This is a genomic window from Prauserella cavernicola (assembly GCF_016595675.1).
GTDB lineage: Bacteria > Actinomycetota > Actinomycetes > Mycobacteriales > Pseudonocardiaceae > Prauserella_A > Prauserella_A cavernicola.
On sequence record NZ_JAENJH010000002.1, the window covers coordinates 293,878 to 320,806 of the forward strand.

Annotated in this window: 30 protein-coding genes; 18 read left to right on the forward strand and 12 right to left on the reverse strand. The window is 70.5% G+C overall.

The window, feature by feature from the left end; genetic code table 11:
- Positions 1–1,296, reverse strand: a complete 1,296-nt coding sequence (locus JHE00_RS07910; protein ID WP_200316493.1) for a DUF445 domain-containing protein — start codon at positions 1,294–1,296, stop codon at positions 1–3.
- Positions 1,297–1,325: 29 nt separating this feature from the next.
- Here JHE00_RS07910 and JHE00_RS07915 point away from each other — a divergent pair, with 29 nt between their 5' ends.
- Together JHE00_RS07915 and JHE00_RS07920 are read left to right on the forward strand one after the other, a co-directional pair.
- Positions 1,326–2,528, forward strand: coding sequence for a pyridoxal phosphate-dependent aminotransferase (locus tag JHE00_RS07915; RefSeq protein ID WP_200316495.1), 1,203 nt, complete (start codon positions 1,326–1,328; stop codon positions 2,526–2,528).
- Positions 2,529–2,625: 97 nt separating this feature from the next.
- Positions 2,626–3,774 carry a hypothetical protein gene (locus JHE00_RS07920; RefSeq protein WP_200316497.1) on the forward strand — a complete coding sequence of 383 codons (1,149 nt, stop codon included), beginning with the start codon at positions 2,626–2,628 and terminating at the stop codon, positions 3,772–3,774.
- 422 nt (positions 3,775–4,196) lie between these two features.
- Here the strand turns inward: JHE00_RS07920 and yczR are convergent, their stop codons facing one another.
- Positions 4,197–5,651, reverse strand: a complete 1,455-nt coding sequence (gene yczR, locus JHE00_RS07925) for a MocR-like transcription factor YczR (protein ID WP_230423162.1) — start codon at positions 5,649–5,651, stop codon at positions 4,197–4,199.
- A gap of 53 nt (positions 5,652–5,704) precedes the next feature.
- On the opposite strand from yczR, the gene yczE reads away from it, so the two are divergent.
- Positions 5,705–6,355 (forward strand): membrane protein YczE, encoded by a 651-nt coding sequence (gene yczE, locus JHE00_RS07930; protein ID WP_200316499.1) that lies wholly within the window; start codon positions 5,705–5,707, stop codon positions 6,353–6,355.
- On the opposite strand, the gene JHE00_RS07935 is transcribed toward yczE, so the two are convergent.
- Both JHE00_RS07935 and JHE00_RS07940 read right to left on the reverse strand, forming a co-directional pair.
- The gene (locus JHE00_RS07935; protein ID WP_200316501.1) at positions 6,350–6,883 is read right to left on the reverse strand and encodes a Clp protease N-terminal domain-containing protein; all 534 of its coding nucleotides are present in this window, start codon (positions 6,881–6,883) and stop codon (positions 6,350–6,352) included. The two genes, yczE and JHE00_RS07935, sit on opposite strands and share 6 nt — an antisense overlap.
- The gene (locus tag JHE00_RS07940; protein ID WP_200316503.1) at positions 6,883–7,092 is read right to left on the reverse strand and encodes a helix-turn-helix domain-containing protein; all 210 of its coding nucleotides are present in this window, start codon (positions 7,090–7,092) and stop codon (positions 6,883–6,885) included. Before JHE00_RS07940 ends, JHE00_RS07935 begins: the two co-directional genes overlap by 1 nt.
- 67 nt (positions 7,093–7,159) lie before the next feature.
- Here JHE00_RS07940 and JHE00_RS07945 point away from each other — a divergent pair, with 67 nt between their 5' ends.
- The 6 genes from JHE00_RS07945 to JHE00_RS07970 all read left to right on the forward strand — a co-directional run bounded on the left by JHE00_RS07945 (position 7,160) and on the right by JHE00_RS07970 (position 11,568).
- Positions 7,160–7,927: a PP2C family serine/threonine-protein phosphatase gene (locus JHE00_RS07945; protein WP_200316504.1), complete on the forward strand. Its 768-nt coding sequence runs from the start codon at positions 7,160–7,162 to the stop codon at positions 7,925–7,927.
- A 60-nt stretch (positions 7,928–7,987) separates the two neighbouring features.
- Positions 7,988–8,686, forward strand: a complete 699-nt coding sequence (locus JHE00_RS07950) for a DUF998 domain-containing protein (RefSeq protein WP_200316505.1) — start codon at positions 7,988–7,990, stop codon at positions 8,684–8,686.
- Between the two features lie 34 nt (positions 8,687–8,720).
- Positions 8,721–10,094: an amidase gene (locus JHE00_RS07955; protein ID WP_200316506.1), complete on the forward strand. Its 1,374-nt coding sequence runs from the start codon at positions 8,721–8,723 to the stop codon at positions 10,092–10,094.
- Positions 10,091–10,633, forward strand: coding sequence for a TetR/AcrR family transcriptional regulator (locus JHE00_RS07960; RefSeq protein WP_200316507.1), 543 nt, complete (start codon positions 10,091–10,093; stop codon positions 10,631–10,633). Before JHE00_RS07955 ends, JHE00_RS07960 begins: the two co-directional genes overlap by 4 nt.
- A gap of 177 nt (positions 10,634–10,810) precedes the next feature.
- A complete protein-coding gene (locus tag JHE00_RS07965; RefSeq protein ID WP_230423164.1) occupies positions 10,811–11,179 on the forward strand; it encodes a DUF6401 family natural product biosynthesis protein in 369 nt (122 codons plus the stop codon).
- A 185-nt stretch (positions 11,180–11,364) separates the two neighbouring features.
- Positions 11,365–11,568, forward strand: coding sequence for a hypothetical protein (locus JHE00_RS07970; RefSeq protein WP_200316509.1), 204 nt, complete (start codon positions 11,365–11,367; stop codon positions 11,566–11,568).
- A 475-nt stretch (positions 11,569–12,043) separates the two neighbouring features.
- Here JHE00_RS07970 and JHE00_RS07975 read toward each other — a convergent pair whose 3' ends face one another.
- From JHE00_RS07975 to JHE00_RS07985, 3 genes are read right to left on the reverse strand one after another with little or no spacing between them, the layout of a single operon-like run.
- On the reverse strand, positions 12,044–12,250 hold the full coding sequence (locus JHE00_RS07975) for a hypothetical protein (RefSeq protein ID WP_200316510.1): 207 nt from the start codon (positions 12,248–12,250) through the stop codon (positions 12,044–12,046).
- A gap of 48 nt (positions 12,251–12,298) precedes the next feature.
- The gene (gene ku, locus JHE00_RS07980; RefSeq protein WP_200316516.1) at positions 12,299–13,174 is read right to left on the reverse strand and encodes a non-homologous end joining protein Ku; all 876 of its coding nucleotides are present in this window, start codon (positions 13,172–13,174) and stop codon (positions 12,299–12,301) included.
- Positions 13,175–13,211: 37 nt separating this feature from the next.
- Positions 13,212–13,802, reverse strand: coding sequence for an HSP18 transcriptional regulator (locus JHE00_RS07985; RefSeq protein ID WP_200316518.1), 591 nt, complete (start codon positions 13,800–13,802; stop codon positions 13,212–13,214).
- A gap of 199 nt (positions 13,803–14,001) precedes the next feature.
- Between JHE00_RS07985 and JHE00_RS07990 the strand changes: the two genes are divergently transcribed.
- Genes JHE00_RS07990 through JHE00_RS08010 form a run of 5 tightly spaced genes read left to right on the forward strand, consistent with a single transcriptional unit; the run spans position 14,002 to position 19,086 of the window.
- A complete protein-coding gene (locus tag JHE00_RS07990) occupies positions 14,002–15,453 on the forward strand; it encodes an FAD-linked oxidase C-terminal domain-containing protein (RefSeq protein ID WP_200316520.1) in 1,452 nt (483 codons plus the stop codon).
- Positions 15,450–16,562, forward strand: coding sequence for an FAD-binding oxidoreductase (locus JHE00_RS07995; protein ID WP_200316522.1), 1,113 nt, complete (start codon positions 15,450–15,452; stop codon positions 16,560–16,562). Before JHE00_RS07990 ends, JHE00_RS07995 begins: the two co-directional genes overlap by 4 nt.
- On the forward strand, positions 16,559–17,836 hold the full coding sequence (locus tag JHE00_RS08000; RefSeq protein WP_200316524.1) for a (Fe-S)-binding protein: 1,278 nt from the start codon (positions 16,559–16,561) through the stop codon (positions 17,834–17,836). The genes JHE00_RS07995 and JHE00_RS08000 overlap by 4 nt, the downstream gene beginning before the upstream one ends.
- Positions 17,837–17,892: 56 nt before the next feature.
- Positions 17,893–18,405, forward strand: coding sequence for a hypothetical protein (locus JHE00_RS08005; protein WP_200316526.1), 513 nt, complete (start codon positions 17,893–17,895; stop codon positions 18,403–18,405).
- A 60-nt stretch (positions 18,406–18,465) separates the two neighbouring features.
- On the forward strand, positions 18,466–19,086 hold the full coding sequence (locus JHE00_RS08010) for a DUF305 domain-containing protein (RefSeq protein WP_200316528.1): 621 nt from the start codon (positions 18,466–18,468) through the stop codon (positions 19,084–19,086).
- 73 nt (positions 19,087–19,159) lie between these two features.
- Here JHE00_RS08010 and JHE00_RS08015 read toward each other — a convergent pair whose 3' ends face one another.
- The 4 genes from JHE00_RS08015 to JHE00_RS08030 are packed head-to-tail and all read right to left on the reverse strand — an operon-like array spanning position 19,160 to position 22,993.
- Positions 19,160–19,756, reverse strand: a complete 597-nt coding sequence (locus tag JHE00_RS08015; RefSeq protein ID WP_200316530.1) for a GTP-binding protein — start codon at positions 19,754–19,756, stop codon at positions 19,160–19,162.
- Positions 19,737–20,108, reverse strand: a complete 372-nt coding sequence (locus JHE00_RS08020; protein WP_200316532.1) for a DUF742 domain-containing protein — start codon at positions 20,106–20,108, stop codon at positions 19,737–19,739. The genes JHE00_RS08015 and JHE00_RS08020 overlap by 20 nt, the downstream gene beginning before the upstream one ends.
- A complete protein-coding gene (locus JHE00_RS08025; RefSeq protein WP_200316534.1) occupies positions 20,105–20,515 on the reverse strand; it encodes a roadblock/LC7 domain-containing protein in 411 nt (136 codons plus the stop codon). Before JHE00_RS08025 ends, JHE00_RS08020 begins: the two co-directional genes overlap by 4 nt.
- A 6-nt stretch (positions 20,516–20,521) precedes the next feature.
- On the reverse strand, positions 20,522–22,993 hold the full coding sequence (locus JHE00_RS08030; protein ID WP_200316536.1) for a sensor histidine kinase: 2,472 nt from the start codon (positions 22,991–22,993) through the stop codon (positions 20,522–20,524).
- A gap of 415 nt (positions 22,994–23,408) precedes the next feature.
- Here JHE00_RS08030 and JHE00_RS08035 point away from each other — a divergent pair, with 415 nt between their 5' ends.
- From JHE00_RS08035 to JHE00_RS08050, 4 genes are all read left to right on the forward strand, one after another.
- Positions 23,409–23,627 carry a hypothetical protein gene (locus JHE00_RS08035; protein ID WP_200316538.1) on the forward strand — a complete coding sequence of 73 codons (219 nt, stop codon included), beginning with the start codon at positions 23,409–23,411 and terminating at the stop codon, positions 23,625–23,627.
- 133 nt (positions 23,628–23,760) lie between these two features.
- Complete coding sequence (locus JHE00_RS08040) at positions 23,761–24,204, forward strand: DoxX family protein (RefSeq protein WP_200316540.1); 444 nt, start codon at positions 23,761–23,763, stop codon at positions 24,202–24,204.
- 97 nt (positions 24,205–24,301) lie between these two features.
- Positions 24,302–26,197: a M48 family metallopeptidase gene (locus tag JHE00_RS08045; protein WP_200316542.1), complete on the forward strand. Its 1,896-nt coding sequence runs from the start codon at positions 24,302–24,304 to the stop codon at positions 26,195–26,197.
- The gene (locus JHE00_RS08050) at positions 26,194–26,562 is read left to right on the forward strand and encodes a hypothetical protein (protein ID WP_200316544.1); all 369 of its coding nucleotides are present in this window, start codon (positions 26,194–26,196) and stop codon (positions 26,560–26,562) included. Before JHE00_RS08045 ends, JHE00_RS08050 begins: the two co-directional genes overlap by 4 nt.
- Here the strand turns inward: JHE00_RS08050 and JHE00_RS08055 are convergent.
- Complete coding sequence (locus JHE00_RS08055; RefSeq protein WP_200316546.1) at positions 26,514–26,909, reverse strand: VOC family protein; 396 nt, start codon at positions 26,907–26,909, stop codon at positions 26,514–26,516. The two genes, JHE00_RS08050 and JHE00_RS08055, sit on opposite strands and share 49 nt — an antisense overlap.
- Positions 26,910–26,929: the final 20 nt, after the last annotated feature.

The following is a 26,929-nucleotide window of genomic DNA, read 5'->3' on the forward strand; positions in this document are numbered from 1 at the left end:
TCAGAACAGCAGCTGGGCGATCGTGTAGATCGCCACGCCGGCGAGCGCACCGACGACGGTGCCGTTGATTCGGATGAACTGCAGGTCGCGGCCTACCTGGAGCTCGATCTTGCGCGAGGTCTCCTCGGCGTCCCAGCGCTCCACGGTGTCGCTGATGATCGTGGTGATCTCCTGCGAGTAGTGCGTCACCACGTACGCTGCGGCGCCCTCGACCCAGCCGTCGACCTTGCCCGCGAGCGCGGGATCCGACTGCAGCCGCGTACCCAGCGTGAGCAGGCCCTCGCGCACGCGGGTGCGCAGCTCGCTCGACGGGTCCTCGGCGGCGGTCAGCAGCATGTCCTTGGCCGTCGTCCACGCCGAGCCGATCACCCGCTGCACCTCGGGGTGCTCGATCAGCTGCTGCTTGACCTGCTCGGCGCGGGCCATCGTGTCCGCGTCCTTCTGCAGGTCCTGGGCGAACTCACCGAGGAACTTGTCCAGCGCCAGTCGCATCGGGTGGTTGACGTCGGTCTTGACGGCCCACGCGAACGCCAGCACCTCGCCGTACACCCGGTCCGCGAGCATCTCGTCCACGAACTTCGGCGACCACGACGGCGCCCGGTCCGACACCACGCGCAACACCGTGGCGTGGTTGGTGCGCACCCACTCGTACGCGCGGTCGCACATCAGGTCGACGAGGCGGTAGTGCGCGCCGTCGGTGAGCACCTGCTCCAGCAGCTTGCCCAGCGGCGGGCCCCACTCCCGCTCGACGACCCTGCGCACCACGGCCTGTTCCAATACGGCCTGCACGTCCTCGTCGCGCAGGATCTTCACCGCACCGCGTACGACGTTCGACAGCTCGGCCGTCGCGCGCTCGGCGTTCTCCGGCTTGGCGAGCCATTCGCCTGCCCGGTGCGCGATCTCGATGCGGCGCAGCTTCTCGCGCACGACGCTCTCGGAGAGGAAGTTGGCGCCCACGAAGTCGCCGAGGCTGCTGCCCAGCGCGTCCTTCTTGTTGGGGATGATCGCCGTGTGCGGGATCTTGATCCCCAGCGGATGCCGGAACAGCGCGGTGACGGCGAACCAGTCGGCGAGCGCGCCCACCATGCCCGCCTCGGCCGCGGCCCGCACGTAGCCGGTCCACGGCCCCCATCCCGCCGACTGCGCCCAGCTCATCAGCAGGAACACCACCGTCGCCCCGAGCAGGAACGACAGGGCGACCAGCTTCATCCTGCGCAGACCGCGGCGCTTGCTCTCCTCGCCCGCGAGCCCGCCTGGCGGTTGGGCGGGCACCGTGCCGGACCTAGGTTGCTCCACACCCACATTGTCCGTGAGGATGGGCCATCGTGCGCGAACCAGTTCTCGTCCCCCGCCTGCGGCCCTTCACCTCGACCATCTTCGCCGAGATGACGGCGCTGGCCGTCCGGACCGGCGCGGTCAACCTGGGCCAGGGCTTCCCCGACACCGACGGTCCCTCGGGCATGCTCGACGCCGCGAAGGACGCGCTGTTCGGCGGCGCCAACCAGTACCCGCCCGGCCCCGGCCGCCCGGAGCTGCGCGCGGCGATCTCGGCCCACCGCGCCCGCTACGGCACCCACTATGACCCGGACACCGAGATCCTCGTCACCGCGGGCGCCACGGAGGCCATCTCCGCGAGCCTGCTCGCGCTGACCGAACAGGGTGACGAGGTCATCGTCATCGAGCCGTACTACGACTCCTACGCCGCCGCGGTGGCCATGGCGGGCGCGGCCCGGCGCGTGGTGTCGCTGGTGCCCGACGGCGACCGGTTCGCACTCGACGTCGACGCGCTGCGCGCGGCCGTCACACCCGCCACCAGGGCGATCCTGGTCAACTCGCCGCACAACCCGACGGGCACGGTGTTCACCCGCGCGGAGCTGACCGCCATCGCCGAGGTGTGCGTGGAGCACGACCTGGTCGCGATCACCGACGAGGTCTACGAGCACCTCGTGTTCGACGAGCACGAGCACGTGCCGCTGGCGACGTTGCCCGGCATGCGCGAGCGCACGGTGTCGATCTCCAGCGCGGGCAAGACCTTCAACTGCACCGGCTGGAAGATCGGCTGGGTGTGCTCCACTCCCGAGCTCGTGGCCGCGGTGAAGGCGAGCAAGCAGTTCCTGACCTTCGTCTCGGGCGGCCCGCTACAGCCCGCCGTCGCGCACGCGCTCGACCACGAACTGGACTGGGTCGAGCGGCTGCGCACGTCACTCGCCGCAAAACGCGACCGCTTGTCGAAGGGGCTCACCGAGGCCGGGTTCGCGGTGTGGCCGAGCGCGGGCACGTACTTCGTCTGTGCCGACGTCCGACCGCTCGGTTTCACCGACGCCGCGGAGCTGGCCTGGCAACTCCCAGAGCGTGTTGGCGTCGCGGCCGTCCCTGTCAAGGTGTTCACCGACCACCCGGACGGGTGGAATCACGTACTCCGCTTCGCGTTCTGTAAGCGCGACGAGGTCCTCGACACGGCGATCGAACGCCTCCACGGGCTGGCTTCCGTTGGGCCGTCCGGGGTGGATCGAACGCAGCCGAGGTGAAACACTCGCCACCGATGCTAGAAATAGCAGTCCCGGGCCGGACGCGGCCTGGTCAGACCGCATCGAAAGATCAAGTGGCAGACGGCGGGTGATTCCGGTGAGGAGATTGATCGGCGTGCGCGCCTGCGATCTCCGTTCGCCTGCCTTCCACAGAGTCCTGATCATCGTCGGCGTCGCGGCGGGCGGCTGGCTGCTCGCCGCGCTGCTGTCCTCCGCCGCACACGCGAGCACCGAAGAACCCTGCGGCCACGGCAGTGGCCGGACCAGTGCCGTCGCGGACGACGCGCAGGGGGACACGCCCGCGGACAATGCGGGCACCGACGCGCGGGACACAGAGGACACAGAGGACACCGAGCCCGCTGGGCCCGTCGAGCCTGTCGAACCCGCTGAGCCGGTCGAGGGCCTCGACCCCGCACCCGAGCCCGTCGACGACCCGGTCACCCTTCCGGAGCCGATCCACGAACCGGTGACCCCCGAGCGGCCGCAGGCACCGGAAGCCACCGAGCCCGAAGAGACCCAGCCCGAGGCCACCGAGCCTGCTGAGACCGTTGCCCCGGAGGCGAAGCGGCCCGGGCTGCTGGGCTCGCTCACCACGACCGTCAACCACCTGGTCGGCAGCATCACCACCACGGTGAACGGCACCGTCGACTCGGTCACCGACACCGTCGACGACCTCACGGGCACGATCGACGGCGTAGCACCGATCGTCAGCGTGCCGAAGGTCCTGCCCGACCTCGGCGACACGCTGCCCGGCGTACTCCCGTCGTTGCCCGACCTCGGCAGCGGAAGTGGCGGCGTGATCGCCGTGCCCGCCGAACCCGCACCCGAGCCCGTTCCCGCTCCGCCGGCCGAGCCCGTCCAGCACCGGGCGCCCGCGCCGGAGCAGACCGCGACCACCGGGGCCCGTCAGGCCACGGTGGTGTCCGAAGTGGCCGGTGCGGACCCCGCACCCTCGCCGAGTTCGCCCGACTCCGACGCGAGCACCGACGACGTCAAGGCCGGTGGTGGAGCCGCTACAGGCGGGAAGCCGCCGGCCAGCCCCATGCCGCCCGCCCCCACGGGCTTCGCGAGCGCGGCAGGCAGCGCCGCCGCGCCCCAGGACAACCACGCCGGAGGCCGTTCGGTCAACGGCATCCTCAGCTGGGCTCCCACTCTGACCCAGCTTCGCCTGATCGGCACCAGCCGCGACCACGACGTCGACGGCGCGGGCAGGGAAGCCGCCCTGCCCAGCACCACCCCTGACTGACGCGGCCCCGTGAACCGGGGAGAAGTGCGTCCAGATCAAGATCAACTTCTGGCGGTTTCTCCGTTCGCCGGTTGAGGCGTTCTTCCCGCTCAGTCGTTTCGTCTAGGGGTTTCTCCGTGAATCCACGTCTTCCCGCTCGGCCGACCGCGCCCGGCCGTGTCGGGGTCTGGTCCCGGTGCCACTCAACCCCTGTGGTTCCGGGACCCCGACAGGAGCAGCGTCGGACGTTTCTGTTCACCGCGCCGAACAGGAACGACGACCCGACGCACTCCTGAGCCGTAGGGCCCGCCCGGCATGGCGAGGGGCGATGCCGGAGAGGGCCCACGGCACAGAGCCGGTGCGCTGGATGATTGACCGTCCCGTATCCCTGGAGTGACGGCACCCCCACATCCAGCGCACCGGCTCTACTTTTTTGTCCTGGTTCAGGTGACCGCGCCTGCCGGGCTCTCGAGCACCGGCGCCGTCGAGACCACCGAGGCCGCCGCGACGCCGAGCCTGCGCACCGCTTCGGTCAGCCGCTCCGGCGGCAGCGAGAACGGCAGCCGCAGCCACCGTTCGAGCCCGCCGTGCACGCCGAAGCGCGACCCCTGCGCCACCTGAACCCCGTGGTTCGCCGCGGCCACGCTCAGCCGGGTGCTCATCGGCTCCGGCAGCCCGCACCACAGCGACAGCCCGCCTTCCGGAACACGGAACCTCCATTCGGGACAGTGCTCGCCGAGTGCGGCGACCACGGCGTCGCGCCGCTCACGCACCTCCGCCCTTCGCCCGCGCAGCACCGGATCGGGATCGGCGAGCAGCTCGGCGAGCACCAGCTGTTCCAGCACCGGTGAACCGAGGTCGAGCGACCACCTGGCCGCGACGAGCCGGTCGAGCACGTCCTCCTGCGCCCTGATCCAGCCGAGGCGCAGCCCGCCCCAGAACGACTTCGACGCCGACCCGACCGTGATGGCCCATTCGCCCGCGAACGCGGCGAGCGGCGGCACCGGGCTCGCGTCGTCGCGCAGGTCGAGCTCGGCCATGGTCTCGTCCACCACGGCCGGCGTGCGCGCCCTCGCGAGCGCCGCGCCCAGTCGTTCCCTGTCCTCGGCGTCGAGCAGGTGACCGGTGGGGTTCTGGAAGTCGACGCAGAAGTAGGCCAGCCGGGGCGCGGCCTGCCGCAGCGCTGCCTCGATGCCGGGCACGTCCCAGCCGTCGCGCGGGTCGACGGCGACGGGCACGGGCAGGGTGTGCGCCGCGCGGATGGCCTCCGGGGTGTTCGGGTAGCACGGCTGCTCCACGAGCACCCGGTCTCCTGGCCCGGCGAGGGTGCGCAGCACCAGCGCGAAGGCGTGCTGCGCACCGTTGGTGATCAGCACCTGCCCTGGTTCGGTAGGCAGGCCGCGCGCGGTGTAGCGGGCCGCGACGCGTTCGCGCAGCACCGCGAGGCCGCGCACACCGTAGCCGTGGTCGAGCAGCTCGGCGGTGAACAGACCGCGTGCGGAGTCGAGCGCGGGCAGCAGCGCGGGCACGGCCGAGGGCGAGGCGTGCGCGAGGTCGATCAGGTCAAGCCGCTCGCCCGCGTGTACCTGCAGACCGCTGCCACCGCGCGGGAACGTGATCCACGAGCCGGCGCCCTGCCTGCTCGCCACGAGCCCGCCCTCGCGGAGCCGGTCGAGCGCGGCGCCCACCAGCGTCCTGCTGACGCCGAGCGCGTCGGCCAGTTCTCGTTCGGCGGGAAGCCGCGTGCCGACCGGCAGCCTGCCGTCGAGCACGTGCAGCTCGATCGCCGCGGCAAGGTCGGCGCCACCACGTCGAGAGCCACTGTGCCGCCAATCGCCCAGCATCGTGGCCAACCGGCCGCCCGATATGCGTCCACCCAGTGGGAACTGCGCAGTCATGAGACCAATTGTTGCTGATTGGCTATGGCAGAACCACCCATTGGTAGTTGATATTGGGTCGTGTGGCTCAACTGCAACAGCTCGATCTCCACCCCGTCCCGGTCACCGCGAGTCCCACCCGCAGGCTGACCCAGCTCCTGCTCGGCCTGGTGCTCTACGGCACGAGCATGGCGCTGATGACGAGGGCCGGGCTCGGCCTGAACCCGTGGGACGTGCTGCACGAGGGCGTGGTCAACCGGACCGGCCTGACGTTCGGCACCGTGACGGCGCTCGCGTCCCTGGTCGTGCTGTTGCTGTGGATCCCGCTTCGACAGCGACCGGGCATCGGCACGATCGCCAACGTCGTGGTCATCGCCGTCACGGTCGACCTCGCGCGGCTCGTGCTCCCCGAGCAGCACGCACTCGGCTGGCAGATCGCCTTCCTGCTCAGCGGCATCGTCCTCAACGGACTCGCCACAGCCGTCTACGTCGGCGCCCGCCTCGGGCCGGGACCCCGCGACGGCCTCATGACCGGGCTCGCCGCGGCGACGGGCCGTTCGGTGCGCCTCGTCCGCACGCTGATCGAGCTCACGGTGCTCGGTGTCGGCTGGCTGCTCGGCGGCACCGTCGGAGTCGGCACGGTGCTCTACGCGCTGGCGATCGGCCCGCTCGCGCAGCTGTTCCTGCCGTACGTGGTGTGGCGCCAGCCTGCCGAGCGGTCATGACGCCGTGCGCAGCGCGGTCCTGAGCAGGTCAGGGGTGAGGCCCTGCCCGGCCAGCACGTCCGCGGCGGGACCTGGCACGACGGCGAGCGCCGTGAGCAGGTGCTCGCCGCCGATCGTGCGCTGACCGAGCCCGACCGTCTCCCGCAGGGTCCGCTCGAGCACGCGCTTGGCGGCGGAGCCGAACGGGATGTGCCCTCCCGTTCGGCGCCAGCCGCCCGTCAGCGCGCCGGGCCCGTGCTCGCTCTCGACGTGCGCGACGATCGCGTCCACGTCGATGCCGAGACCTTCCAGCGCCTGGGCGTCGGTCTCGCTGACCCCTCCTCTGCGGCGAGCGCGCTCCACCTGCGCTCGCACGTCGTCGAGCGCGACATCGAGCGCGTCGAGCAGGGCCGCGGCCCCACCGCGCGGGAACCGGGTCAGCGCCACCAGCAGGTGCAGCGGGTCGATCTCGGGCGAGCGCAGCCGCGTCGCCTCGCGGACGGCCTCCGTGACGACCGCACGGGTGTCCTTCGTGAACCGTTCGAACATCAGCGTCTCCCGTACTTCTTGTGGACGGCCTGCCTGCTGATCCCCAGTTCGTCGGCGATGTCCTGCCATGACCAGCCGTGCACGCGTGCGCTGCGCACCTGCACCGCCTCGAGTTGTTCGAGCATCCTGCGCAGCGCCGCGACGGCGCGCAGGCCGATTCGCGGGTCGCGGTCCCCGGCCCTGGCGGCCAGATCGGTTGCCTCAGTCATGTCTGTCAATCTAGGTTGACAGGAATCTCACTGTCAACTCACGTTGACAGTGACTAGTCTCGTGGCCGTGCCCCAGATCGACATCGCCGAGCAAGCAGGCGTCGGCGTGGACGGTCAGCCGCGACCCACCGAGGACTTCGTGGTCGCCACCGGCAACGCCGTGGTGCTGCTCGACGGAGCCACCGAGTTCCGCGAGGACCTGCCCAGCGGCGGCTGGTACGCGGGGCGCCTCGCCGCGCGCCTCGGCGAGGGACTCACGGACGCGCCGGACGCCGACCTGGGTGTGCTGCTGGCTGGCGCGATCGCCGACGTCGCCGCCGAGCACGATCTGCAGCCACGCCACTCGCCGTCCAGCACGGTCGCGATCCTGCGCTGGACCGAGGAGCGCGTGCACGCACTCGTGCTCGCTGACAGCCCCGTCGTCGCGTTCGGCAGGCGAGGCACCGTGGTGCTCGCCGACCAGCGGATCACCCGGCTGCGCGAGCGCGGGCTCCTGCGCACGCGCGCCGACGTCAACCGCATGCGCAACACCGAGAACGGGTTCTGGGTCGCCGAGGCCGACCCCACCGCGGCCGAACACGCCCTGCGGGCCGACTGGCCACGCCGCGAGATCGACACGGTCCTGCTCGCCACGGACGGCGTATCGGTGGGCATCGACGACTACGCGCTGTTCGACTGGCCGCACGCCCTGGAGCTCGCCCGCGAGCACGGAGCGAAGGCGGTGCTCGACGCCGTTCGAGACGCTGAGCAGGCCGACGCCGACGGCACCCGCTGGCCGCGTCCGAAACGCCACGACGACCAAGCGCTCGCTGTGATCCAGTTCACTCCAGCCTAAGGGGTGACTCAGGGAGTTCCCCTGATCCCAAGTTGACCATTTCGCGCCAAGCTGTTAGCCATGTCCGACCTGGGGACCAAGACCGCCACCTCGGCCGTCGCACGCACTCGTGTGTGGACGATCGCGGCGTGGGCGGCGTTGGGCTGGGCTCTGTTCACGCTCGCGATCCTGCACATCGTCAGTTCGTTCCACCCGCTCACGGATCCGCTCAGCCGCTACGCGTTCAGTGACCACGGCGGCGGGATGCTCGAGGCGAGCCTGCTCTCGTTCTCCGTCGGCGTGATCGCGGTGCGCGGCGCGCTGCTCGCCGCGGGCATCACGTTCCCGCGCACGACGTCGGTACTGATCTACGCGACGGCGCTCGGGCTCGTCGCCGCCGCGCTCTTCCCGGCCACGTTCACGCCCGAGATCGATCCGATCAGCGGCCGCATCCACCAGTACGGCAGCCTGATCGCGTTCCTGTGCCTGCCCGCGATCGCCTTCTCCCTGCTCGACAAGTTCGCGGAGGTGCCCCAGCTCGCGGCCACGCGGCGGATGCTGGTGCGGCTACTGCAGGTCGGCCTGCTGAGCCTGGGCCTGTTCGGCGTCAGCTACGTCGTGGACACCCTGCCCGCCATGCCGGTGGTCACCACGCTGATGACGCTGCTGCCGGTGGGCTTCACCCAGCGCCTCGTCTTCGTCGTGGACTTTTGCCTGCTCGTGGCGCTGCTCGTGGCCGCGGTCCGGACTGCGAGGCTGCACCAGGGCGAGCTGCGGTGATACTGTTCGTTCGAACGAACAGTGCGGAGCGGCCATGCCGGACACCGAGCACGACAGCGCCACAGCGGGCCTCGTGGGCCAGGCGAGGCTCCTGGCGGACGGCCACGTCAGCGCGAGGGCACTGACGGCGGCGGCGCTCGAGCGCATCGCCGAGACCCAGCCGACGATCAACGCGTTCCGGCACGTCCGCGACTCCGAGGCCCGGCACGAGGCGGAGGCGGCCGACCGCAGACTCGCTGCCGGTGAGCGGGCGCCGTTGCTCGGCGTGCCCGTGGCGATCAAGGACGACACCGACATCGCGGGCCTGCCGACCTCGTTCGGCTGCCGCGGCGAGTTTCCCGTTCGCGACACCGACGCCGAACTGGTGACCCGGCTACGTGGCGCCGGGGCCGTCGTCATCGGCAAGACAAACACCCCCGAGGTCGGTCAGTGGCCCTTCACCGAGGGCTCGGCCTTCGGGGTCACCCGCAATCCGTGGAATCTCGAGCACACGCCCGGGGGCTCCTCCGGTGGGTCGGCGGCCGCCGTCGCCGCGGGTCTCGTCGCCGCGGCAGTCGGGTCGGACGGCGCGGGCTCGGTGCGGATCCCGGCAGCCTGGACCAACCTCGTCGGCGTCAAAGCCAGCCGTGGCCTGGTTCCCACCGCGCCGGAACCGGAGCTGTTCCACGGGCTGACCGGGCACGGACCGCTCGCCAGGACTGTCGGCGACGCGGCGCTGCTGCTCGACGTCCTCGCGGGCACAGGCAGCAGGTTCCAGGCCGCGGCCGCCCGGGAACCGCGTCGGTTGCGGATCGGGCTGGCCTTGAACACTCCGTTCACGGCCTTTCACACCCGCCTCGACGACCGCGTGCGCGCCGCCGTGGTGCGGCTGTCGGCGGCACTCGCCGACCTCGGGCACGAGGTGGTCACGGTGACACCGCGCTACGGCCTGGTGGGGCTGGACTTCCTGCCCCGCTCGCTCGGCGGCGTCGCCGACTGGATCGAACGCGTTCCCGACCCGGCGCTGCTCGACCCCCGCACGCTCGCGAACCGGCGCACGGGCTCGCGGCTGCGGCCACTGCTCGGGCTGTCCAGGAGGCTCGAACCGGTGTGGCGCAGGCGGATCGGCAGGGTCTTCGGCGACGTCGACGTGCTGCTCGCGCCCACTACGGCGACGCCGCCGCCGAGGGCCGACGTGTTCGCCGGGCTGCCGAACTGGCGCACCGACCGCGCGATCGTCGCGGCCTGCCCGTTCGCGTGGCCGTGGAACGTGCTCGGCTGGCCCTCGGTGAACGTGCCTGCCGGGTTCACCGACGCCGGACTGCCGATGGGAGCGCAGCTCGCGGGGCCCGCCCACTCCGAGGAGCTGCTGCTCTCGCTGGCCGCGCAACTGCAGCACGTGCGGCGCTGGCACGATCGGACACCGTGAGCACCAGGGAAGCGATCCTGCGCGCGGCGCTGCACGTGATCGGTGAGCGCGGCGTGGCCGGACTGACGAACCGCCGCATCGTGGCCGAGGCCGGTGTCTCGCTCGGCTCGCTCACCTACCACTTCCCCAGCCAGACCGAGCTGCTGCGCGAGGCCATGCTGCTGTTCGTCGAGGACGAGACCGAGCGGCTCGGCGCACTCGCCCGGCAGGCCGAGGCGCCGACGCTGGAGGACGCGGCCGCGACGGTGGAGCGGGTGCTCGAGGCCATGCCCATGAGCATCGACGAGATCGCCTCGCTCGAGCTGTACCTGCAGGCGGGCCGGGACCCAGCGCTGCGGGACGCGACACAACGGTGCTTCGCCGCCTACGACGAGCTCGCGGCCACGATTCTGCGCACGCTCGGAGTCGCCGATCCCGAGCGGCTTGCGGGCCCGGTGGTCGCGCTGATCGCGGGACTCCAGCTGCGCAGGCTCGCGACCGGCTCCGCCCCGCGCACGCCCGCGGGCGATGCGCTGCTGTTGCTGGTCGGCGAGCGCTGACCCCGCCCGGAAAACCGGCCGGAGACCTGCGGAAGTCGCCGGATCCGTGATCAACCGTCGATCCGGGTCACCCACCCGCGCGAACGACTGGCAATCTGCCGTTTGCCGCGTGCATCATCGGGTGTGGGCTGGTTGGACTCGACGACAGACCGTTCTGCGCGACGTTGGCTGCGCCGGATGGGCGACGAGCTCCAGTCCGGCTGGTCCGCGCTCGCACAACCGGCAGTGCGGCGCCGCTTCGACCAGCACCGGGACTCGGTCGTCGATACCCTGCGGGACCAGGAGAAGCTACTGGACCGGGCGGTTCCCACCTCGAAGTTGGTGCTACTGGCGGGCCACGCCTACGATGTCCGCCGACAGGCGTTGCAGGAGGGCTGGCAGCCCCCGCGCTCGGAGTCGGACTGGACGGCGGACGAATGGTTCGGCCTGCGCCTGCTCGCGTGCTACGAACTCGCCTCACGCGAGCCGCGCGGTCCGAAACCACCCCGCCGTCACCACGACTGGTTCTCGATTGTCGGACTCATCCGGGGATCGCGACCGGGCTGAGACGCTGAGGTCCACATCGGACACGAAGCGTTTTCCTTGCGGTAGCCGACTAAAGTTCCCTTTCGCGTAACACGAAGGCGCCCACCGAGGATTATGTGGGCGGGGTCGTGGAAATCCGTACGTGTAAGAGCGGGGCCAACGGGGTATCTGCCTGGTCCACGTGATCTCGACCGCGGGGAGAAGCCGTGAACACTTACAGCCCGACAGCACCGAGTCATAACCCGCAACCTGTTCTGCCGCGCACCGAGGAGCCCAACGCGGAACAGCGGCGCAGGGCCGTGCGCGCGATCGCCTCGGCGTCCTCCGACGCCGCCGACTGCGCCGACCTGCTGGACGCACTCGGCCTTCGCCCGGAGGAAGGCCGCAGCATCCCGTCGCAGCGCCAGTGACGACGGAGCGCCGGGGAATGTGCGCCCGGCGTCGCTGATGGACTCGCGCGCTCCGACGAATTCGCCCCGGTGGAGACCGGCTGCAGTGAGAATCGGTCGCGACGGATATCGACTGACGAGGCGGATCAACTCCCGGTTCAGGCTGCCCTGGCCGGAACGTCATCGCGTCAGTGTGAGGCCCACGGCTCGCCGGGCGCCCAACAAGCGGTAGACACGTCGCGACAAGCCACGCACGGAGTCCAGCGTCGCTTCACGGCCGACAATGCGCCCACTACGAGTGATCCCCGAATCGAGCCTGCACCACGAGCCCTGCCCACACCGAGCTGCGGAGCGAAACACCCACGACGACGTCCCGCTTCGACAGACGCTACGCACCCGGGCCGCCACGACCTGCCCGGCCGACCCCGCAGCGTCACCTCAGCCGAACGTCACCACCGGCTCCGGCGATCTCCGCCGGCACCGAACTCAGCGTGGTCTAGGACGCGCGCAACAGCTCCTCGAAGTACACGGGCTCCGTGCAGGCGCATCCGCCGTCGACCGACTCACAGTCGATGACCAGGCTGTGACGCACGACCTCGAAATCGGTGCAGCCAAGGTCGGTGCACTCGGTGGCATCGGCGACGTGCTGCACCAACGTGCCGTGGCAGTGGTCGAGTTCCCTCAGGCAGCTTGTGCACGTCATGACCTTTTGGTACCACCACGCTCCGACAACGCCGGGAGCGACACGCCCTCAGGCCCCCTTGGCCGGCTTCCTCGTCGATCGTTTGGCCGTGGACTCCTTGCTCTCCTTGCCGTCCTTGCCGCTCTTCGCGGATCTGGCAGGCTGACGCGACTTCTTCGCCGCCGAGACGCTGGCCTGCAACGCCTCCATGAGGTCGGTCACCTCAGCCTCCGCGGTCGCCGCCTTGGGCCTGGTGGCCTCGTCACCCGCGACCTTCGAGTCGATCAGTGTCAGCAGCGCTTCCCGGTAGCTGTCCGAATACTTCTCGGGCTCGAAGACGCTGTCCGAGAGCGAGTCGATCAGCGACGCCGCCATGGTCATCTCCTGCGAGCGCACCTGCGGCGAGTCCTCCTTGAGGAACGGGAAGTCCGGCTCCCTCACCTCGTCCGGCCAGAGCATCGTGGTGAGCACCATGACGTCCGACAGCACGCGGAGCACCGCGAGCGCCTCCCGCTGGCGGATCGCGACCTTGGCGATGGCGACCTGACCGGACTTCTGCAGCGCGTCGCGCAGCAGGACGTACGGCTTCAGCGCGGCCTTCTGAGGTTCGAGGTAGTAGCTCTTGTCGTAGTAGATCGGGTCGATGGCCTCGAGCGGCACGAACTCCTGCACGTCGATCGTGCGGGACGTCGACAACGGCAGGTCGGACAGCTCCTTGTCCGTCAGCACCACCATGCCGCCGTCCGAGAGCTCGTAACCCTTCGCGATGTCGGCGTAGGGCACCTCCTGACCGTCGATCGTGCAGAACCGCTTGTACTGGATCCGCCCGCCGTCGGCCTCGTGCACCTGGCGCATCGAGACGTTCTTGCTCTCGGTGGCCGCGTAGAGGTGGATCGGGATCGTGACGAGCCCGAACGACACCGCGCCCTTCCACATAACCCGCATGAGACTGAAGGTACGCGTTTGTGCAGCTCATAGACAGCTACCGCAGGCTCTCTCTGCGGTCGACCGTCTCCCTGCGCACCCGCTCGGCGCGTGTGTTGACGTCGTCGACCTGCTCGGCGAGGTCGGGATGACTCCGCTTCAGGTGGGGACCGGCCCCCGCGAGCGGCTGCAGCAGAATCACTGGATCGTTTTCCCCGAGTGCCCGCTCCACCCGGTCGATGTGCGGCCTCGCGGGATCGCCGGTGCCCTCGGCCGCCGCCACCATCGCGGCGAGCTTGCGCAGGCTCGCCGAGTTGTCCCTTGCCCACTCGGCCACTGCCCGGTCTCCCGCCCGCCGGTCGCGCTCCGCGCGCACGCGCCCGTCCGCGGTCGACTCCTCGGTGTCCGGTCGACGGAGCCGTAGGTAGCGCCGTTCGGCGGCCTGCCTGCTCGCCACCCCCAGCGCGGGGGCGAGCTCGGCCCAGCTCGTTCCCCGCTCACGGGCGGCCGCGATGAGCTGTGGCTCCCAGCGAGCGAGGTCCGCCCTCAGCTCCCGCAGGACACCGAGGGCGGCCAGGATCTCACCACTCTCGACGCCGTCGCGGTCGGCGTCTTCCGCGACCGCCCGCAACCCTTCGTATCCGTTCATTCCTGTCATCTTGTCGATGACATCTCTTCTTGTCAACCAAGTGACGACATGTTAGAAATGAAAGACGAACCGATCGAGGCCAGACGGAGCGATCACCTGGGTGCCGGGTCCACGAAGGCTTGACTTGGTCCCGCAGGACGGTTGTACCGTTTTCCTTGGAACGGTATTTCAATTCCGTGAAGTGAAAAGGTGGGCAAGGATGCTCAACGCGGCCGTGCGTGACGCGCTGGCCTCCGCGGTCGGGCCGCGCAACGTTCTGTCCGATCCGGTCCAGCTCCGCAGCTACGAGTGTGACGGTCTCACCGGTTTTCGGCAGGTTCCCTCACTCGTCCTGCTGCCGCTGGACACCGAGAGCGTGGCGGCCGCGGTGCGGGTCTGCCACGAACACGAGATCCCGTTCGTCGCACGAGGGGCGGGCACGGGCCTCTCTGGCGGCGCCATGCCGGTGGCCGACGGCATCGTGATCTCACTGCAGCGACTGCGGCAGGTGCTCGAGGTCGACCCGGTCGACCGCCGCGCGGTGCTGCAACCCGGAGTCACCAACCTCGACATCACCAGGGCCGCAGCGCCGCACGGCCTCTACTACGCCCCCGACCCCTCGAGCCAGCAGGTGTGCACCATTGGCGGCAACGTCGCCGAGAACTCCGGTGGAGCGCATTGCCTCAAGTACGGCTTCACCACCAACCACGTGCTGTCGATGAGGGTCGTTCTGCCCGACGGGGAGGTCGTGACGCTCGGTGGCGACACCGGGGAGCAGCTCGGCCCCGACCTGCGTGGCGTGTTCATCGGCTCGGAGGGCACCCTCGGCATCGTCTGCGAGATCACCGTGCGGCTCCTCCGCGTGCCGCAGACGGTGCGCACCCTGCTCGCCGACTTTCCGTCGGTCCGCGCGGCCGGTGAGGTGGTGAGCGACCTCGTCGCCGCCGGGATCGTGCCCGCCGCCGTGGAAATGATGGACAACCTCGCCATCCAGGCCGCGGAGAAGGCCGTCGGCGCCGGTTACACACTCGACACCCCCGCGGCGCTCGTGGTGGAGCTCGACGGCCCGGCCTCCGAATGTGGCAGCCAGTTCGAGCAGGTCAAGCAGATCTGCGACCGGCACGGCTGCACGCGACTGCATATCGCCGGTGACACGGGTGAGCGGGCGAAGATCTGGATGGGCCGCAAGGCGGCGTTCGCCGCGGTCGGCCGGATCAGTCCCGACTACATCGTGCAGGACGGCGTGGTGCCCAGAACCCGGCTGGCCGAGGTGCTCGGGCGCATCGAGGACATGGGCACGGCCGCGGGGCTGCGGGTGGCCAACGTCTTCCACGCGGGCGACGGAAACCTGCACCCGCTGGTGCTCTTCGACGAGGATGCGGGCGAACTCGAACGCGCCGAGGAGCTGTCGAAGGACATCGCCGAGCTCTGCGTCGAACTGGGCGGTTCGCTGTCCGGTGAGCACGGAATCGGCACGGACAAGGCGTGCTCGATGCCGCGCATGTTCGGCGTTGACGACCTCGCCACGATGGACCGGGTCCGCTCGGCGTTCGACGCGCGGAAGCTGTGCAACCCGGGCAAGCTGCTGCCCACTCCCCGGCTGTGCGGCGAACGTCCAGGGCGCTACCGGCCGCACCCGCTGGAAGAGGCTGGAGTGATCGAGCGGCTATGACCACCACGATGCTCGCGCCAACCGACCTCAAGGGCGCGCACGAGGCACTCGCCGACACCAAGGGCACGGTATCGATCCGGGGTGCGGGAACCGCCGAGGGCTGGGCGGGCGCTCCCCTGCCGACCGCCGCCGTACTGGACACCACGCGGCTCACCGGTGTGCTGACCTACAACCCGTCGGACATGACCGTCTCCGTGCGGGCGGGCACGCCACTGGCGGAGTTGCAGCGCGAGCTCGCCGCCAACGGCCAGCGGCTGGCCTTCGACGCGGCGCGGGTCGCGCGCGGGGCGACGGTCGGTGGACTCGTCGCCACGGCCGACTCGGGTCCGCTCGCACTGGCCTATGGCTCGCTGCGGGATCTGGTGATCGGCGCGACGGTGGTGCTCGCCGACGGCACGATGGCTCGCACCGGCGGGCACGTGATCAAGAACGTCGCGGGATACGACCTCGCCAAACTGCTGCACGGCTCCTACGGCGGGTTCGCTCTGCTCGCCGAGATCGTGCTGCGGCTGCATCCCGTCCCGGGGGCCAGCCGCACGGTCGCGCTCGACTGTGCGCTGGATGCGGCCGCCGAACGCGCGGCGACGGTGCTCGGCAGCGCGCTGGAACCGGTGTGCCTCGAGTGGGCGGACGGCACGCTGCTCATCCGCCTCGAAGGCACTTCCGAGGGCACCGAGGACCGATCGCGCGAGCTCGCGGAGCTCGTCGGCGGTGCCGTGCTCGGGGACGACGCGGGCGCAGCGGCGTGGAAGCGGCACGCGGAGCTGGTGGGCCGGGCCGCGGTTCGCGTCGGTTGCCGGCCGAGCAGGCTCGCCGGGCTGCTGGGCCGGTTCGGCGACACCGCCGTGGCCGGGCTCGGCACGGGCATCGGCACCACGTCCCTCCCGCTCGACGAGGTCGGCGCCGTGCATGACGCGGTGACGACCGAGGGCGGCATGTCGGTCACGCGCCGACGGCCGCCGGACGGAGTGAGGGCGTGGGGCAGGCCGCCGTCGGCGATCAGGTTGCTGACGGCGGTGAAGAAGGAGCTCGACCCGCTGGGCCGGCTGAGCCCGGGCCGGTTCGAGTCGTGGTTCGCAGAACTGGACGACAAGGAGGGCACTCCGTGACGGAGCCGGGTTTCGACGCGCTGCACCCACCCTCGCGGGAGCTGCTCGACGACTGCGTGCACTGCGGGTTCTGTCTCCCGACGTGCCCGACCTACCAGCTGTGGGGCGAGGAGATGGACTCGCCGCGGGGCCGGATCTATTTGATGGATCTGGCCGAGCGCGGCGAGATCGAGCTGCAGGGCGCGTTCACCGAGCACATCGACGCATGCCTCGGATGCATGGCGTGCGTGACGTCGTGCCCGTCCGGGGTGCAGTACGACCGGCTACTGGAAGCCACCCGGCCGCAGATCGAGCGCAACGTGCGGCGCACGCGGTCCGACCGGCTGTTCCGGGGCGGAATCTTCGCGTTGTTCCCGTATCGGCGCCGACTGCGGGCGGCGGCGATCTTCGGCTTGGCGTACCAGAAGCTCGGACTCGCGCGGGTCGCCGAACGCGTGCTGCCCGCGCGGCTGCGGGCCACGCAGGCGCTGATGCCGCCCGTGAAGCTGCGGGCCGCGTTCGCATCGCTGCCGCGGCGGGTGCGGCCGGACGGCGACGTGCGCCGCCGGGTCGCGATGCTGTCGGGTTGCGTGCAGGACGTGTTCTTCCACGAGGTCAACGTCGCCACCCAGCGGGTGCTCGCCGCAGAGGGCTGCGAGGTGCTCACGCCCCGGGACCAGGGCTGCTGCGGCGCGCTCGGCCTGCACGCGGGTCGCGAAGAACATGCCGTCACGCACGCCAAGCGCACCATCGAGACCTTCGATCGGCTGCCTGTGGACAACATCGTGGTCAACGTCGCGGGCTGCGGCTCCTCGATGAAGGAGTACGCCGCCCTGCTGGCCGACGACCCGGATTGGGCGGAACGCGCGAAGAAGTTCAGCGCGAAGGTCCGAGACGTCACCGAGCTGCTCGCCGAACTGGGCCCTCGGGCTCCGCGGCAGCGGATCGACGCGAAGGTGGCCTATCACGACGCCTGCCACCTCGGCCACGCTCAGGGCGTGCGCGCGGAGCCGAGGGCGGTGCTGCGCACGGTTCCCGGGCTCGAGATCGTGGATCTGCCGGAGGCGGAGCTGTGTTGTGGCTCGGCGGGGATCTACAACATGGTGCAACCGGAACCCGCGGCCGAGCTGGGTGAGCGGAAGGCGGAGAACATCCGCACCGTCGATCCGGACGTGCTCGTCACCGCGAATCCCGGCTGCCTGTTGCAGATCGGCCGCTATCTCGACGGCGACATCCCCATGCTGCATCCGGTGCAGGTGCTGGATGCCTCGCTACGGGGCCGGTCCCTGACCTGAGCCGAGGACTCGGCAGGCGAAGCGCCGGGCGACGAGTGCTCGGCTAAGTTGACGACGTGGCACGAGGCGCGATCGGACTTCCGGCGAGGTGGGCGCTGCTGTGCGCGCTCGCTCTCGCGGTGGTGGCCATGCACCACGTCGGAGCCTCGCCCACGTCGCCCGCCGGGCAGGCGACGTTCGCCTCGCCTGGCGCGCCCCAGGTGAGCGTGGCCGTGCCGATGCACGCCGACCACGCGCAGACAGAGCGCCTCGCGACCGGCGTCAAGGACCAGACCGCACGCGGCAACCATGCCAACCAGGGCACGCACGCCACTCAGGGCAAGCAGGTCGGACACGCCAACCAGCGCGACCAGGGCAACCACGACGGGCACAGCGGGCACGAGATGTTGCACCTGTGCCTCGCCGTGCTCGCGGTGATCGGCGGGTTGCTGCTCGCCGCGTGGTTCCGCGGTCTCGCCGTCCACACCGTGCCCGCGTTGCGCGGGGCCGTCGCCGAACGCTCCACCGCCCGCGCGCCACCACGGCGCGGGCGCGATCACCTGCACCTCGCCTGCGTGCTCCGGGTGTGATGAGCCGCTCGATTCGAGCGCTTGTCCCCCAATCCCTTAGTCACGCTAGGAATCCGAACGATGTTGAAGAAGACACTGCGGTTGACGCTGCCCGCGATCGCCGCGGCCGCACTGCTCACGGGCTGTACGACCTCCGAGTCCCCCGAGTCGACAAGCTCCGGGTCCGCGCATTCCGAGTCCGCGCACGCCGACCAGGGCGGCACCGAGGAAGCGAGTCACAACGACGCGGACGTGACGTTCGCGCAGGAGATGATCCCTCACCACCGGCAGGCCGTCGTGATGGCCGAACTGGTGCCCGAGCGCACCGAGAACGCCCGCGTGCGCGAGCTCGCCGACGACATCGAGCGGGCGCAGAGCCCCGAGATCGAGCAGCTGTCCGAGTGGCTCGACCAGTGGGGAGCACCGGTGCCGGGTGAACACGAAGGCCACGGTTCAGGTCACGGTGACATGCCGGGCATGATGTCGGACGGTCGCCTGGAGCAGTTGAGCGAACTGCGCGACGCCGAGTTCGACAAGCGGTGGCTGGAGCTGATGATCGAGCATCACGCGGGCGCGATCGAGATGGCCCGCACCGAGCTCGCGCAGGGCTCCGACAAGGGTGCACTGGAGCTCGCCCAACAGGTCATCGACGCCCAGCAGGGCGAGATCGACGTGATGGAGAGCCTGCTCGGCACCTCCTGAGCCGCATTGGACCTGCCGCGTGCCACGGCGCGCGGCAGGTCGCTCCGGCATTCGTCCTAAAAGGACCTGAGGCTCAGCGTCCGGCGGGCAGCAGCTCGGCGTTGCGCATGACGTGCTGGATGAGCGTGACCAGCACCTGTTTGGTCGACTCACGATCACGCGCGTCGCACAGCAGCATCGGCACCGTCGGGTCCACGTCCAGGGCCGCGCGGACCTCTTCGGTGCCATAGCGGTGGGCGCCGTCGAAGCAGTTCACGCCCACCACGAACGGAAGTCCACGGCGCTCGAAGAAGTCGACGGCGGGAAAGCAGCTCTCGAGCCTGCGCGTGTCGGCGAGCACCACGGCTCCGAGCGCGCCGGTGGCCAGCTCGTCCCACATGAACCAGAACCGGTCCTGCCCTGGCGTGCCGAACAGGTAGAGGATCAGTTCGGGGCTGATCGTGATGCGCCCGAAGTCCAGCGCCACCGTGGTGGTGCTCTTCGCCTCGACGCCCGCCAGGTCGTCGACGCCCTCCGACGCCGACGTCAGCAGCTCCTCCGTGCGCAGCGGCGGCACCTCGCTCACCGAGCCGACCATGGTGGTCTTGCCGACGCCGAAGCCACCGGCCACGAGCAGCTTCACCGCGGTCGCGGTGAGCCGTCGCCGCGGGTCAGAGTTTTCGGATGCCATCGAGAACCGCCTGCAGTACGTGTTGGTCGGGGGCTTCACTCATGGGCGCAGCTCTACGGAAGATCACGTAGTTCTGCTCGATCAAATCACTGAGCAGCACCTTGATCACCGGCAGGGGTAGGTCGATGAGTGCCGCCACCTCCGCCACCGACATCGGTCGCTGACACAGCCGCACGATCCTCGCGTACTCCGGCGGCAGCGCCGAGGCCTCGGCGACCGACGGCAGCGCCACGACGAGCGTGATCAGCTCGAGGCCGAACTGGTCCGAGCGGGTGCGTCCGCCCGTGACGGCGTACGGCCGGACCAAGGGCCCCGCCGCCTCGTCGAACCACGCCTCGTCCTCGCCGCTCATGGCGCACTGTGCTGCTCAACCCTGGGAGCCGCGCTCAGCACCGCGCCGACCCGCTTCACCATCATGTTCATCGAGTACGCCACCATGCCCATGTCCGCGTCCTCCGACGTGAGCAGCGCGAGGCACGCACCACGACCCGCCGCCGTCACGAACAGGAACGCGTGGTCCATCTCGACCACGGTCTGGCGCACCTGGCCACCGCCGAAGTGCCTGCCGGTGCCGCGCGCGAGGCTCTGGAACGCCGACGCCACCGCCGAAAGGTGCTCACCATCCTCTTCGGACAGATTGCTCGAGCGGCCGATGAGCAGACCGTCGGCGGACAGCACGACGGCGCGGTCGGCTCCGGCTACCTGCTGCACCAGGTCGTCAAGCAGCCAGTCGAGTTCGTTGACTCCCGAGTTCACCATGGTGTGTCAGTCTCCAGAAGGGTCGTCGCGGCCTGTGTCGTGCTCACGTGCTTGCCGGGTTCCGCGCTGGAAGGCGGAAAGCCTGCTTCGGGCCTGCTCGGGCGAGTCGGTGGCCACCTCCGGCTGTTCGATCGTGGGACCGGTCTCCATCAACTGTGGCACGAGATTCTGCTGCCTGCGCCGCCTCGGCAGCGGCGGCCTGCTCGGCGACATCGAGCCGCCCGGTTGCTGCGGCCCGGCCTCCTGCGGCGGCCTGCTCTCCTGCTGTCGCTCGGGGGCCGGTCGCTGCCGCTGGGGCAGCTCCCTCGGCGCGACGTTACCGCGCACGGCGTTGTCCTGGAACACGTTCTCGCGCGGCGCGCTCTCCCGCTGCGGGGTTTCCCGTTGCACGCTCTCTCGTTGTGGCAGCTCCCGCCTGCGCTTGGGCAGTTCCCTCGGCGCACCACCGTTCTGTGCGGGCGGTGCCGCCGGGGCGGCCTGCGCAGTCGGAGCAGGCTGCGGGGTCGCCCTCGGCCTGCGGCGCAGCGCCGGGGTCTGCTGCGCAGGCACGGCGTCCTCCGTGGAGGCGTCGTCCGCCTCCGGCACCGGGCCGAGCAGGTCCGACAGCACCAGCACGATCGCCCGCGTGCCACCGTAGGCCGACTCGCGCAGCGTCACGACAACGCCGTGCTTCGCGGCAAGCCTGGCCACCACGAACAGCCCGAGCCGGGGCTCTTCCGACAGCGCCATGAAGCTGAAGTCCGGCGGGTTGCGCAGCAGGTCGTTGAGCTCGTCGACCTGGTCCGGCTCGATGCCGAGGCCCTGGTCCTCCACCTCGATCACCACGCCGCGGCCGACGATCTCGCCGCTGATCTCCACCCTCGACTGCGGCGGCGAGAACGACGTCGCGTTGTCGATCAGCTCGGCGAGCAGGTGCACGAGGTCGCCCACCGCGGGCCCGGCGACGGCCATTGCCGGGAGCTTGCCGACCTTGACGCGCTTGTAGTCCTCGGTCTCGGCCGTCGCGCCCCGCACGAGGTCGGCGAGCGCGACGGGGTTGCGCCACTGCCTGCCGGGCTGCTCGCCGCCGAGGATGATCAGGTTCTCGGCGTTGCGCCTTGCCCGCGTCGACAGGTGGTCGAGCCGGAACAGCATGTCCAGCTGGTCGGGGTCCTCCTGCTTGCGTTCGGCGGCGTCGAGTGCCTGCAGCTGGCGGTGCACGATCACCTGGCTGCGGTGGGCGATGTTGAGGAACACCTTCTTGGTGCCCTCTCGGGTCTTGGCCTCCTCGACGGCCGCGGCGACGGCGGTCTGCTGCGCCTTGTTGAAGGCGTCGGCGACCTGGCCGATCTCGTCGTTGCCGTGGTCGAGGTAGGCCATCTCGGAGTCGGGGTCCACCGACTCGCCCGCCCTGACCCGTTCGACCAGCTGCGGCATCTGGTTGTCGGCGATGTCGAGCGTGTCCGCCCGCAGCCGGGCGAGGCGCTGCACGAGCCGGTTGGACAGGCGCCAGGCGATGAGGAACAGGGCGAGCGCGATCAGCAGCACGGTGGCACCGACGATGATCGAGGTCACCAGCGTCTGGTCGGCGTCGTCGAGCGCGATGTTCGTGGCGTTGGAGCTCTGCGCGATGTAGATGCCCATCAGCGCGGTTCCGACGTCGCGCGCGGCCGCGCGCCACTCCTCCTCCGGCACCGGAAGCTGCGTCTGGTTGCCACGCAGGAAGGCGTTCTCGACGGTGGTGAGCCGCTGCCAGGCCTCGCTCTGCAGCAGCTGCTCGTACTGCGCCCTGACCTCGGGGATCATCTCGGGGGCCGCCGACTGCAGGCCGGCGTGGTAGGCGCCGATCTGGCCGACGTAGGTGCGGAACTCCTCCTCGGTGAGCCCGCCGCCGACGAATCCGGCCGCCGCGAGCGCGTCGCCGCGCGACATGCCGTCGGCGCTGGTGAACAGCGGCATCGCGGTGACGCGCAGGTACGCGGTCTCGGCGTCGGGAGCCTGCTGGGCGACACCGTTGAGGCCGATCGCGAACTCGTCGATCAGCCGGTTGTAGAAGTCGTAGGCGTCCTGCAGTGAGGGCGCGCCCGCGTCGATCTGCTGCCGGAACTGCGGCAGCCGCGCGAACTGCTCCGCGGTGATCGCGATGCTGCGCCGCACGTTCTGGGGCGCATCGCCGACCATGCCCTGGAGCTCGGCGTTGATCGCCGCCGCGGCGGCGTCGGTCTCGCCACGCACCTGGTCGAGCTCGGCCCTGTCGGAGCCGTTGCTGGCGAGGTCCTGCAGGGTCAGTCTGCGTTCCTCGCGGACGGCGGCGAAGAACCGGGCACCCGGTTCGGCCGCGTCATGGACCTTCGTGGCGAAGTCGCGAACTCCGATGGCGTCGTACACGAGGTAGCCCGCGAGCGCGACGCCCGAGAGCAGGAGGGCGACGCTGGGGACGAACGCGATCGCCAGCACTCTGGCCCGGATCGACGACCGTCGGGTGCGCGACCCGAACATCTTCTTAACCAACGCGCTCAAAGGCCCTTTCAGCGACTTTTCTGATCGGTCTGGGCCCCCGACACCCTCGAGCGGTGATCCGCGCTCCCCGCGCCGGTAAGCCACCGCTCAGCGCATGATTATGCAGCGCCAGAAACGTGAGTCAACTTCACTACTCCGTACGGCCGAACAGCGGCTTCTTCGATCCAAACCGGTGCGAGCAGTGGTTTTGCAGCCCTTGACGACAACGGTGATCTCGACCACGGTGAGCAAGCTCATTTCGGGCAAATCCGTCGGCTCACTCGGTGCCATCGGGCAAACACGGATCTGTCCGGGCAGACCTCGCACGAATCGGTAACTCCACGGCCACGTGCGGCGATACCAGTGCACAACCGAGGCAAGCCCGCCCCCGAAGACACCTAGGAGGCCGGTGTCGATGTTGAAGCGCGCCGGCAGGTTCTCGTTCTCACAGCGCCTGCTACTGCTGATTCTCGCGCTCGCCTTCGCGGCCACCGCGGTGCTCCAGGCCTTTCTGGCGAGCTCGATGTCCGAATGGTGGCCCGCGGTACTCGCGGCCGCTCTCGCTCTCGCCGCACTGTGGTGTCTGATCAACGCCGTACGCGCGTGGGACGGAAGTGAGAAACGTCGCCTGTGATTCCCCGGTTTCATTGTCATTCTGAGTAACTCTTCGTCACGGAAAGAAAAGTCACCTTCGATGTCGATCCAGCGCCGCCCCGTTCGACGGGTGGGCAGAGCCGGAACAACAACGGACCTCGAAGGGACCCGCCATGACGAACTCCACCCTCACCCGCGAGACCACCAGCACCGCCACCACCGACCCGGCGACCAGGCTGCGGGGCGTGGTGCTCGCCGCGACGAGGATCGTGGTGGGCCTGCTCTTCCTCTGCCACGGCCTGCAGGCCTTCGGTCTGTTCGGGGGCGTCGACGGCGCGGGCACGGCGGTGCCGGTGGGATCGTGGCCCGGCTTCTACGCCGGCGTGATCGAGGTGCTCACCGGCGCGCTGGTGGCGTTCGGCCTGTTCACGCGGTCGGCCGCGGTGCTGGCCTCGGGCACGATGGCCTACGCCTACTTCACCGTGCACCAGCCGCTCGCGCTGCTGCCGCTGCAGAACATGGGCGAGCAGGCAGCGCTGTTCAGCTGGATCTTCCTGCTGATCGCCGCGCTCGGTCCCGGAGCACTGGCGTTGGACAACCGGCGCAGGAGCCGTTGAGCCACCTGGCTTTCACCGCGACACCCCCGGAACCTCCCGGCCACCGGCCGAGGGGAATCGGGGGTGTCGTCGTCTGCGGCTCCGAGGCGAGTCCGTCGTGAGGGGATCCGTTCGCGGCGGGCTCGCGGTGCTGTCGCTGGTGCTGTTCCCGGTGGTCGTGCTCGCGCCGGGACTCGGCGGGGTGCTCGCGGGTGTCGCGATCGGACACCGCACCGGGCTCGTGGTCGCGATCCTGTCGCTGGCCGCGCTGCTGGTGCTCGGACTCGCGCTCGTGCGGGCACTGCGCACCCGGCTGCCCGCACCGAAGGGCCCGGCGCTGACGCGGCAGGCACATCCCGCGCTGTGGCGGCTCGTCGACGAGCTCGCGGCGCGGGCGCGCACCCGGCCACCGGACGTGATCGTGCTGGTGGGTGAGGTCGAGGCCGCCGTGCGGGACGACGCGAGAGTTCTGGGACTGCGGCAGGGCAGGCGGTATCTGGTCATCGGGCTCCCACTGCTGGCCGGGCTCGACGTCGCCGAGCTGCGCTGCGTACTCGCCCACGAGCTCGGTCACTACGCGGGGGCTCGACCTGGACTGCTCGCCGTGAGCTACCGCGGCGCCGAGACACTGAGACTCATCGTGTCGCGTGTGGACAGAGGACCCACTCGCTGGATCCTCGGTGCCTACGCGTGGGTCTACGCCGTGGTGTCGCGCTCGCCCAACCGTGCTCAGGAACTGCGGGCGGACGAGTACTCGGTGGCGGCGGCAGGCCGCGCCATCGCGACGAGTGCCCTGCGCAAGACCACCACCCTGCGACCGCTGTGGCAGTCCTACGGCGACCGGTTCCTCAGGCTGCCGCCTCTGGCCGAACGCACGCCGGACGTCCTGCTGGGATTTCGCCTGTTCCTCGGACATCCGGCGCAGCGGCGGCTGGTGACGGAGCTGGAGCCGACCGCGCTCGGCACCCGGCCCGGCTCGCGGTTCGACGGCCATCGCAGCGCCCGCCAGCGGATCGAGCGGATCGCCACGCTGCCGGAGGCCCCGGCACGACCCGATCCGCGTCCGGCGTGGACGGTGCTGACCGACCCCGCCCGCACGATCCCCGTGGCCGAGGAACGGCTCTACTTCAAGGCCGAGCCGGGGCCGAGGACGACGTGGGGTGAGATCGTGCAGCTGTCGGGCGCGACAAGCGCCACCCGCGGAGCCGCACTGCTCGCGAGGGCGGGCCGCGAGTCCGGCGTTGCACCGAACGGGACGCTGGGCGAGCTGCTCACCGCCGTCCAGCACGGCCGGATCGACCGGCTGATGCGCCCGTTGCTCGACGAAAGCGCCGATCCCGAGCTGCTCCGGCACTCGGCGCGCGAGCGGCTGGCCGTGCTGCTCGGCGACGTCGTCGTGTGCGCTCTGTTGGCCCAGCGCCGCGTGCACCACGAGCTCGACTGGGGCAGAGGCTGGGTGGTGACCGGGCCGGAGGGTGTGCTGGACGTCGCCAGGCTGGTGACGCCTGCGGTACGCGACCCGGAGTCGGTTCCCCGGCTGGCACAGCGGCTCACGGTGATGGGTGTACCGCTGGACTTCGGGCGTGGATCCGCCGGTTCGCACGGAGAAGTCGGCCGCATGCACGTCGTGGTGGGCGTGGCGCCGGAAGTGGTGGCGTTCAAACGGAACTGGGACGTGCTAATACACGACGACGGTCTGCTGCTGGTGCCGCTCACGGCGAGCCGGCACCTGGCGGGCGCGGTGGGCCGGTCGGAATCCGCGCGACGCAAGCGAATCGCGCGGCTGCTCCGGCACGGCACCGCGCAGCTGATCGACAGGCCCGGCGCACGCTGGCTGCCGATGGCGACCATGCTGGGCGGCGAGCGCAAGAGCTACCTCACCGGCGGCGGTAAGGTCGCACTGCGGTTCGCCGGTGGAGACACGGCGACACTGCGAACGCAGGACGATGACGCCTACGACGAGCTGGCCCGTTTCCTCGACACCGTGCCACGACCACAGGGAGCTGCCCGATGAACCCGGATCGGCTGGCCAACGCCGTGGGCGCGGTGACACTGGCGATGGGCGTCGCGCTGACGGCGGCTCCGCGCCGCAGCGCCGAGGTGCTCCGCCTCGGCGAGCATCCCCGGTTCGCCCGCGCGGTCGGCGCGGCCGATCTGGCGCTGGCGCCCGGACTGTTGCGCCGCAGGCCGCACTGGGCGTGGCTCGCCGTCAGGACGGGACTCAACCTGGTGATAGCGAACCACTACCGCCGCGAGAACCAGGCCGCTCCCGCAGCGGGCATGGCCGCACTGACGGTCGTGGACGGCACGCTGGCGGCCGTGCTTCGACGTCAGCAGACGCAGAACTCGTTGCCCTCGGGATCACGCAGTACGGCGTAGTAGTCGGACTCGTCGGCCACCGTGCGCAGGTGGCTCGCCCCGAGCGCGCCGAGGCGGACCACCTCGGCATCGACGTTGGCCCTGCCGATCCGCACGTCGAGGTGCCACCTGTTCTTGCCGGTCTTGACCTCGGGAACGCTGTGGAACAGCACGCGGGGCCCGACGCCCGCCGGGTCGACCACCGCGCTCCAGCCTTCCCCCGGCGCACCGTACTCGAGGGAGAACTCGTGCCAGCTCGCGAAGCCCTCCGGCGCGGTCTCCACCTCGTAGCCGAGCGCCTGCGCCCAGAACCGCGCGAGCCGGCCGGGATCCGCGCAGTCCACGGCGATCTGGATTCGTCTGTCCATCGGTTCATGGTGCCCCGAAA

Excerpts from the sequence above, each read along its gene's own strand:
- yczR (WP_230423162.1), bottom strand. The coding sequence starts at position 5,651 with ATGACTGCGCAGTTCCCACTGGGTGGACGCATATCGGGCGGCCGGTTG.
- JHE00_RS07935 (WP_200316501.1), bottom strand. The coding sequence starts at position 6,883 with ATGTTCGAACGGTTCACGAAGGACACCCGTGCGGTCGTCACGGAGGCC.
- JHE00_RS07940 (WP_200316503.1), bottom strand. The coding sequence starts at position 7,092 with ATGACTGAGGCAACCGATCTGGCCGCCAGGGCCGGGGACCGCGACCCG.
- JHE00_RS07950 (WP_200316505.1), top strand. The coding sequence starts at position 7,988 with ATGTCCGACCTGGGGACCAAGACCGCCACCTCGGCCGTCGCACGCACT.
- JHE00_RS07955 (WP_200316506.1), top strand. The coding sequence starts at position 8,721 with ATGCCGGACACCGAGCACGACAGCGCCACAGCGGGCCTCGTGGGCCAG.
- JHE00_RS07965 (WP_230423164.1), top strand. The coding sequence starts at position 10,811 with ATGGGCGACGAGCTCCAGTCCGGCTGGTCCGCGCTCGCACAACCGGCA.
- JHE00_RS07975 (WP_200316510.1), bottom strand. The coding sequence starts at position 12,250 with ATGACGTGCACAAGCTGCCTGAGGGAACTCGACCACTGCCACGGCACG.
- ku (WP_200316516.1), bottom strand. The coding sequence starts at position 13,174 with ATGCGGGTTATGTGGAAGGGCGCGGTGTCGTTCGGGCTCGTCACGATC.
- JHE00_RS07985 (WP_200316518.1), bottom strand. The coding sequence starts at position 13,802 with ATGAACGGATACGAAGGGTTGCGGGCGGTCGCGGAAGACGCCGACCGC.
- JHE00_RS07990 (WP_200316520.1), top strand. The coding sequence starts at position 14,002 with ATGCTCAACGCGGCCGTGCGTGACGCGCTGGCCTCCGCGGTCGGGCCG.
- JHE00_RS07995 (WP_200316522.1), top strand. The coding sequence starts at position 15,450 with ATGACCACCACGATGCTCGCGCCAACCGACCTCAAGGGCGCGCACGAG.
- JHE00_RS08010 (WP_200316528.1), top strand. The coding sequence starts at position 18,466 with ATGTTGAAGAAGACACTGCGGTTGACGCTGCCCGCGATCGCCGCGGCC.
- JHE00_RS08015 (WP_200316530.1), bottom strand. The coding sequence starts at position 19,756 with ATGGCATCCGAAAACTCTGACCCGCGGCGACGGCTCACCGCGACCGCG.
- JHE00_RS08020 (WP_200316532.1), bottom strand. The coding sequence starts at position 20,108 with ATGAGCGGCGAGGACGAGGCGTGGTTCGACGAGGCGGCGGGGCCCTTG.
- JHE00_RS08025 (WP_200316534.1), bottom strand. The coding sequence starts at position 20,515 with ATGGTGAACTCGGGAGTCAACGAACTCGACTGGCTGCTTGACGACCTG.
- JHE00_RS08030 (WP_200316536.1), bottom strand. The coding sequence starts at position 22,993 with ATGTTCGGGTCGCGCACCCGACGGTCGTCGATCCGGGCCAGAGTGCTG.
- JHE00_RS08035 (WP_200316538.1), top strand. The coding sequence starts at position 23,409 with ATGTTGAAGCGCGCCGGCAGGTTCTCGTTCTCACAGCGCCTGCTACTG.
- JHE00_RS08040 (WP_200316540.1), top strand. The coding sequence starts at position 23,761 with ATGACGAACTCCACCCTCACCCGCGAGACCACCAGCACCGCCACCACC.
- JHE00_RS08050 (WP_200316544.1), top strand. The coding sequence starts at position 26,194 with ATGAACCCGGATCGGCTGGCCAACGCCGTGGGCGCGGTGACACTGGCG.
- JHE00_RS08055 (WP_200316546.1), bottom strand. The coding sequence starts at position 26,909 with ATGGACAGACGAATCCAGATCGCCGTGGACTGCGCGGATCCCGGCCGG.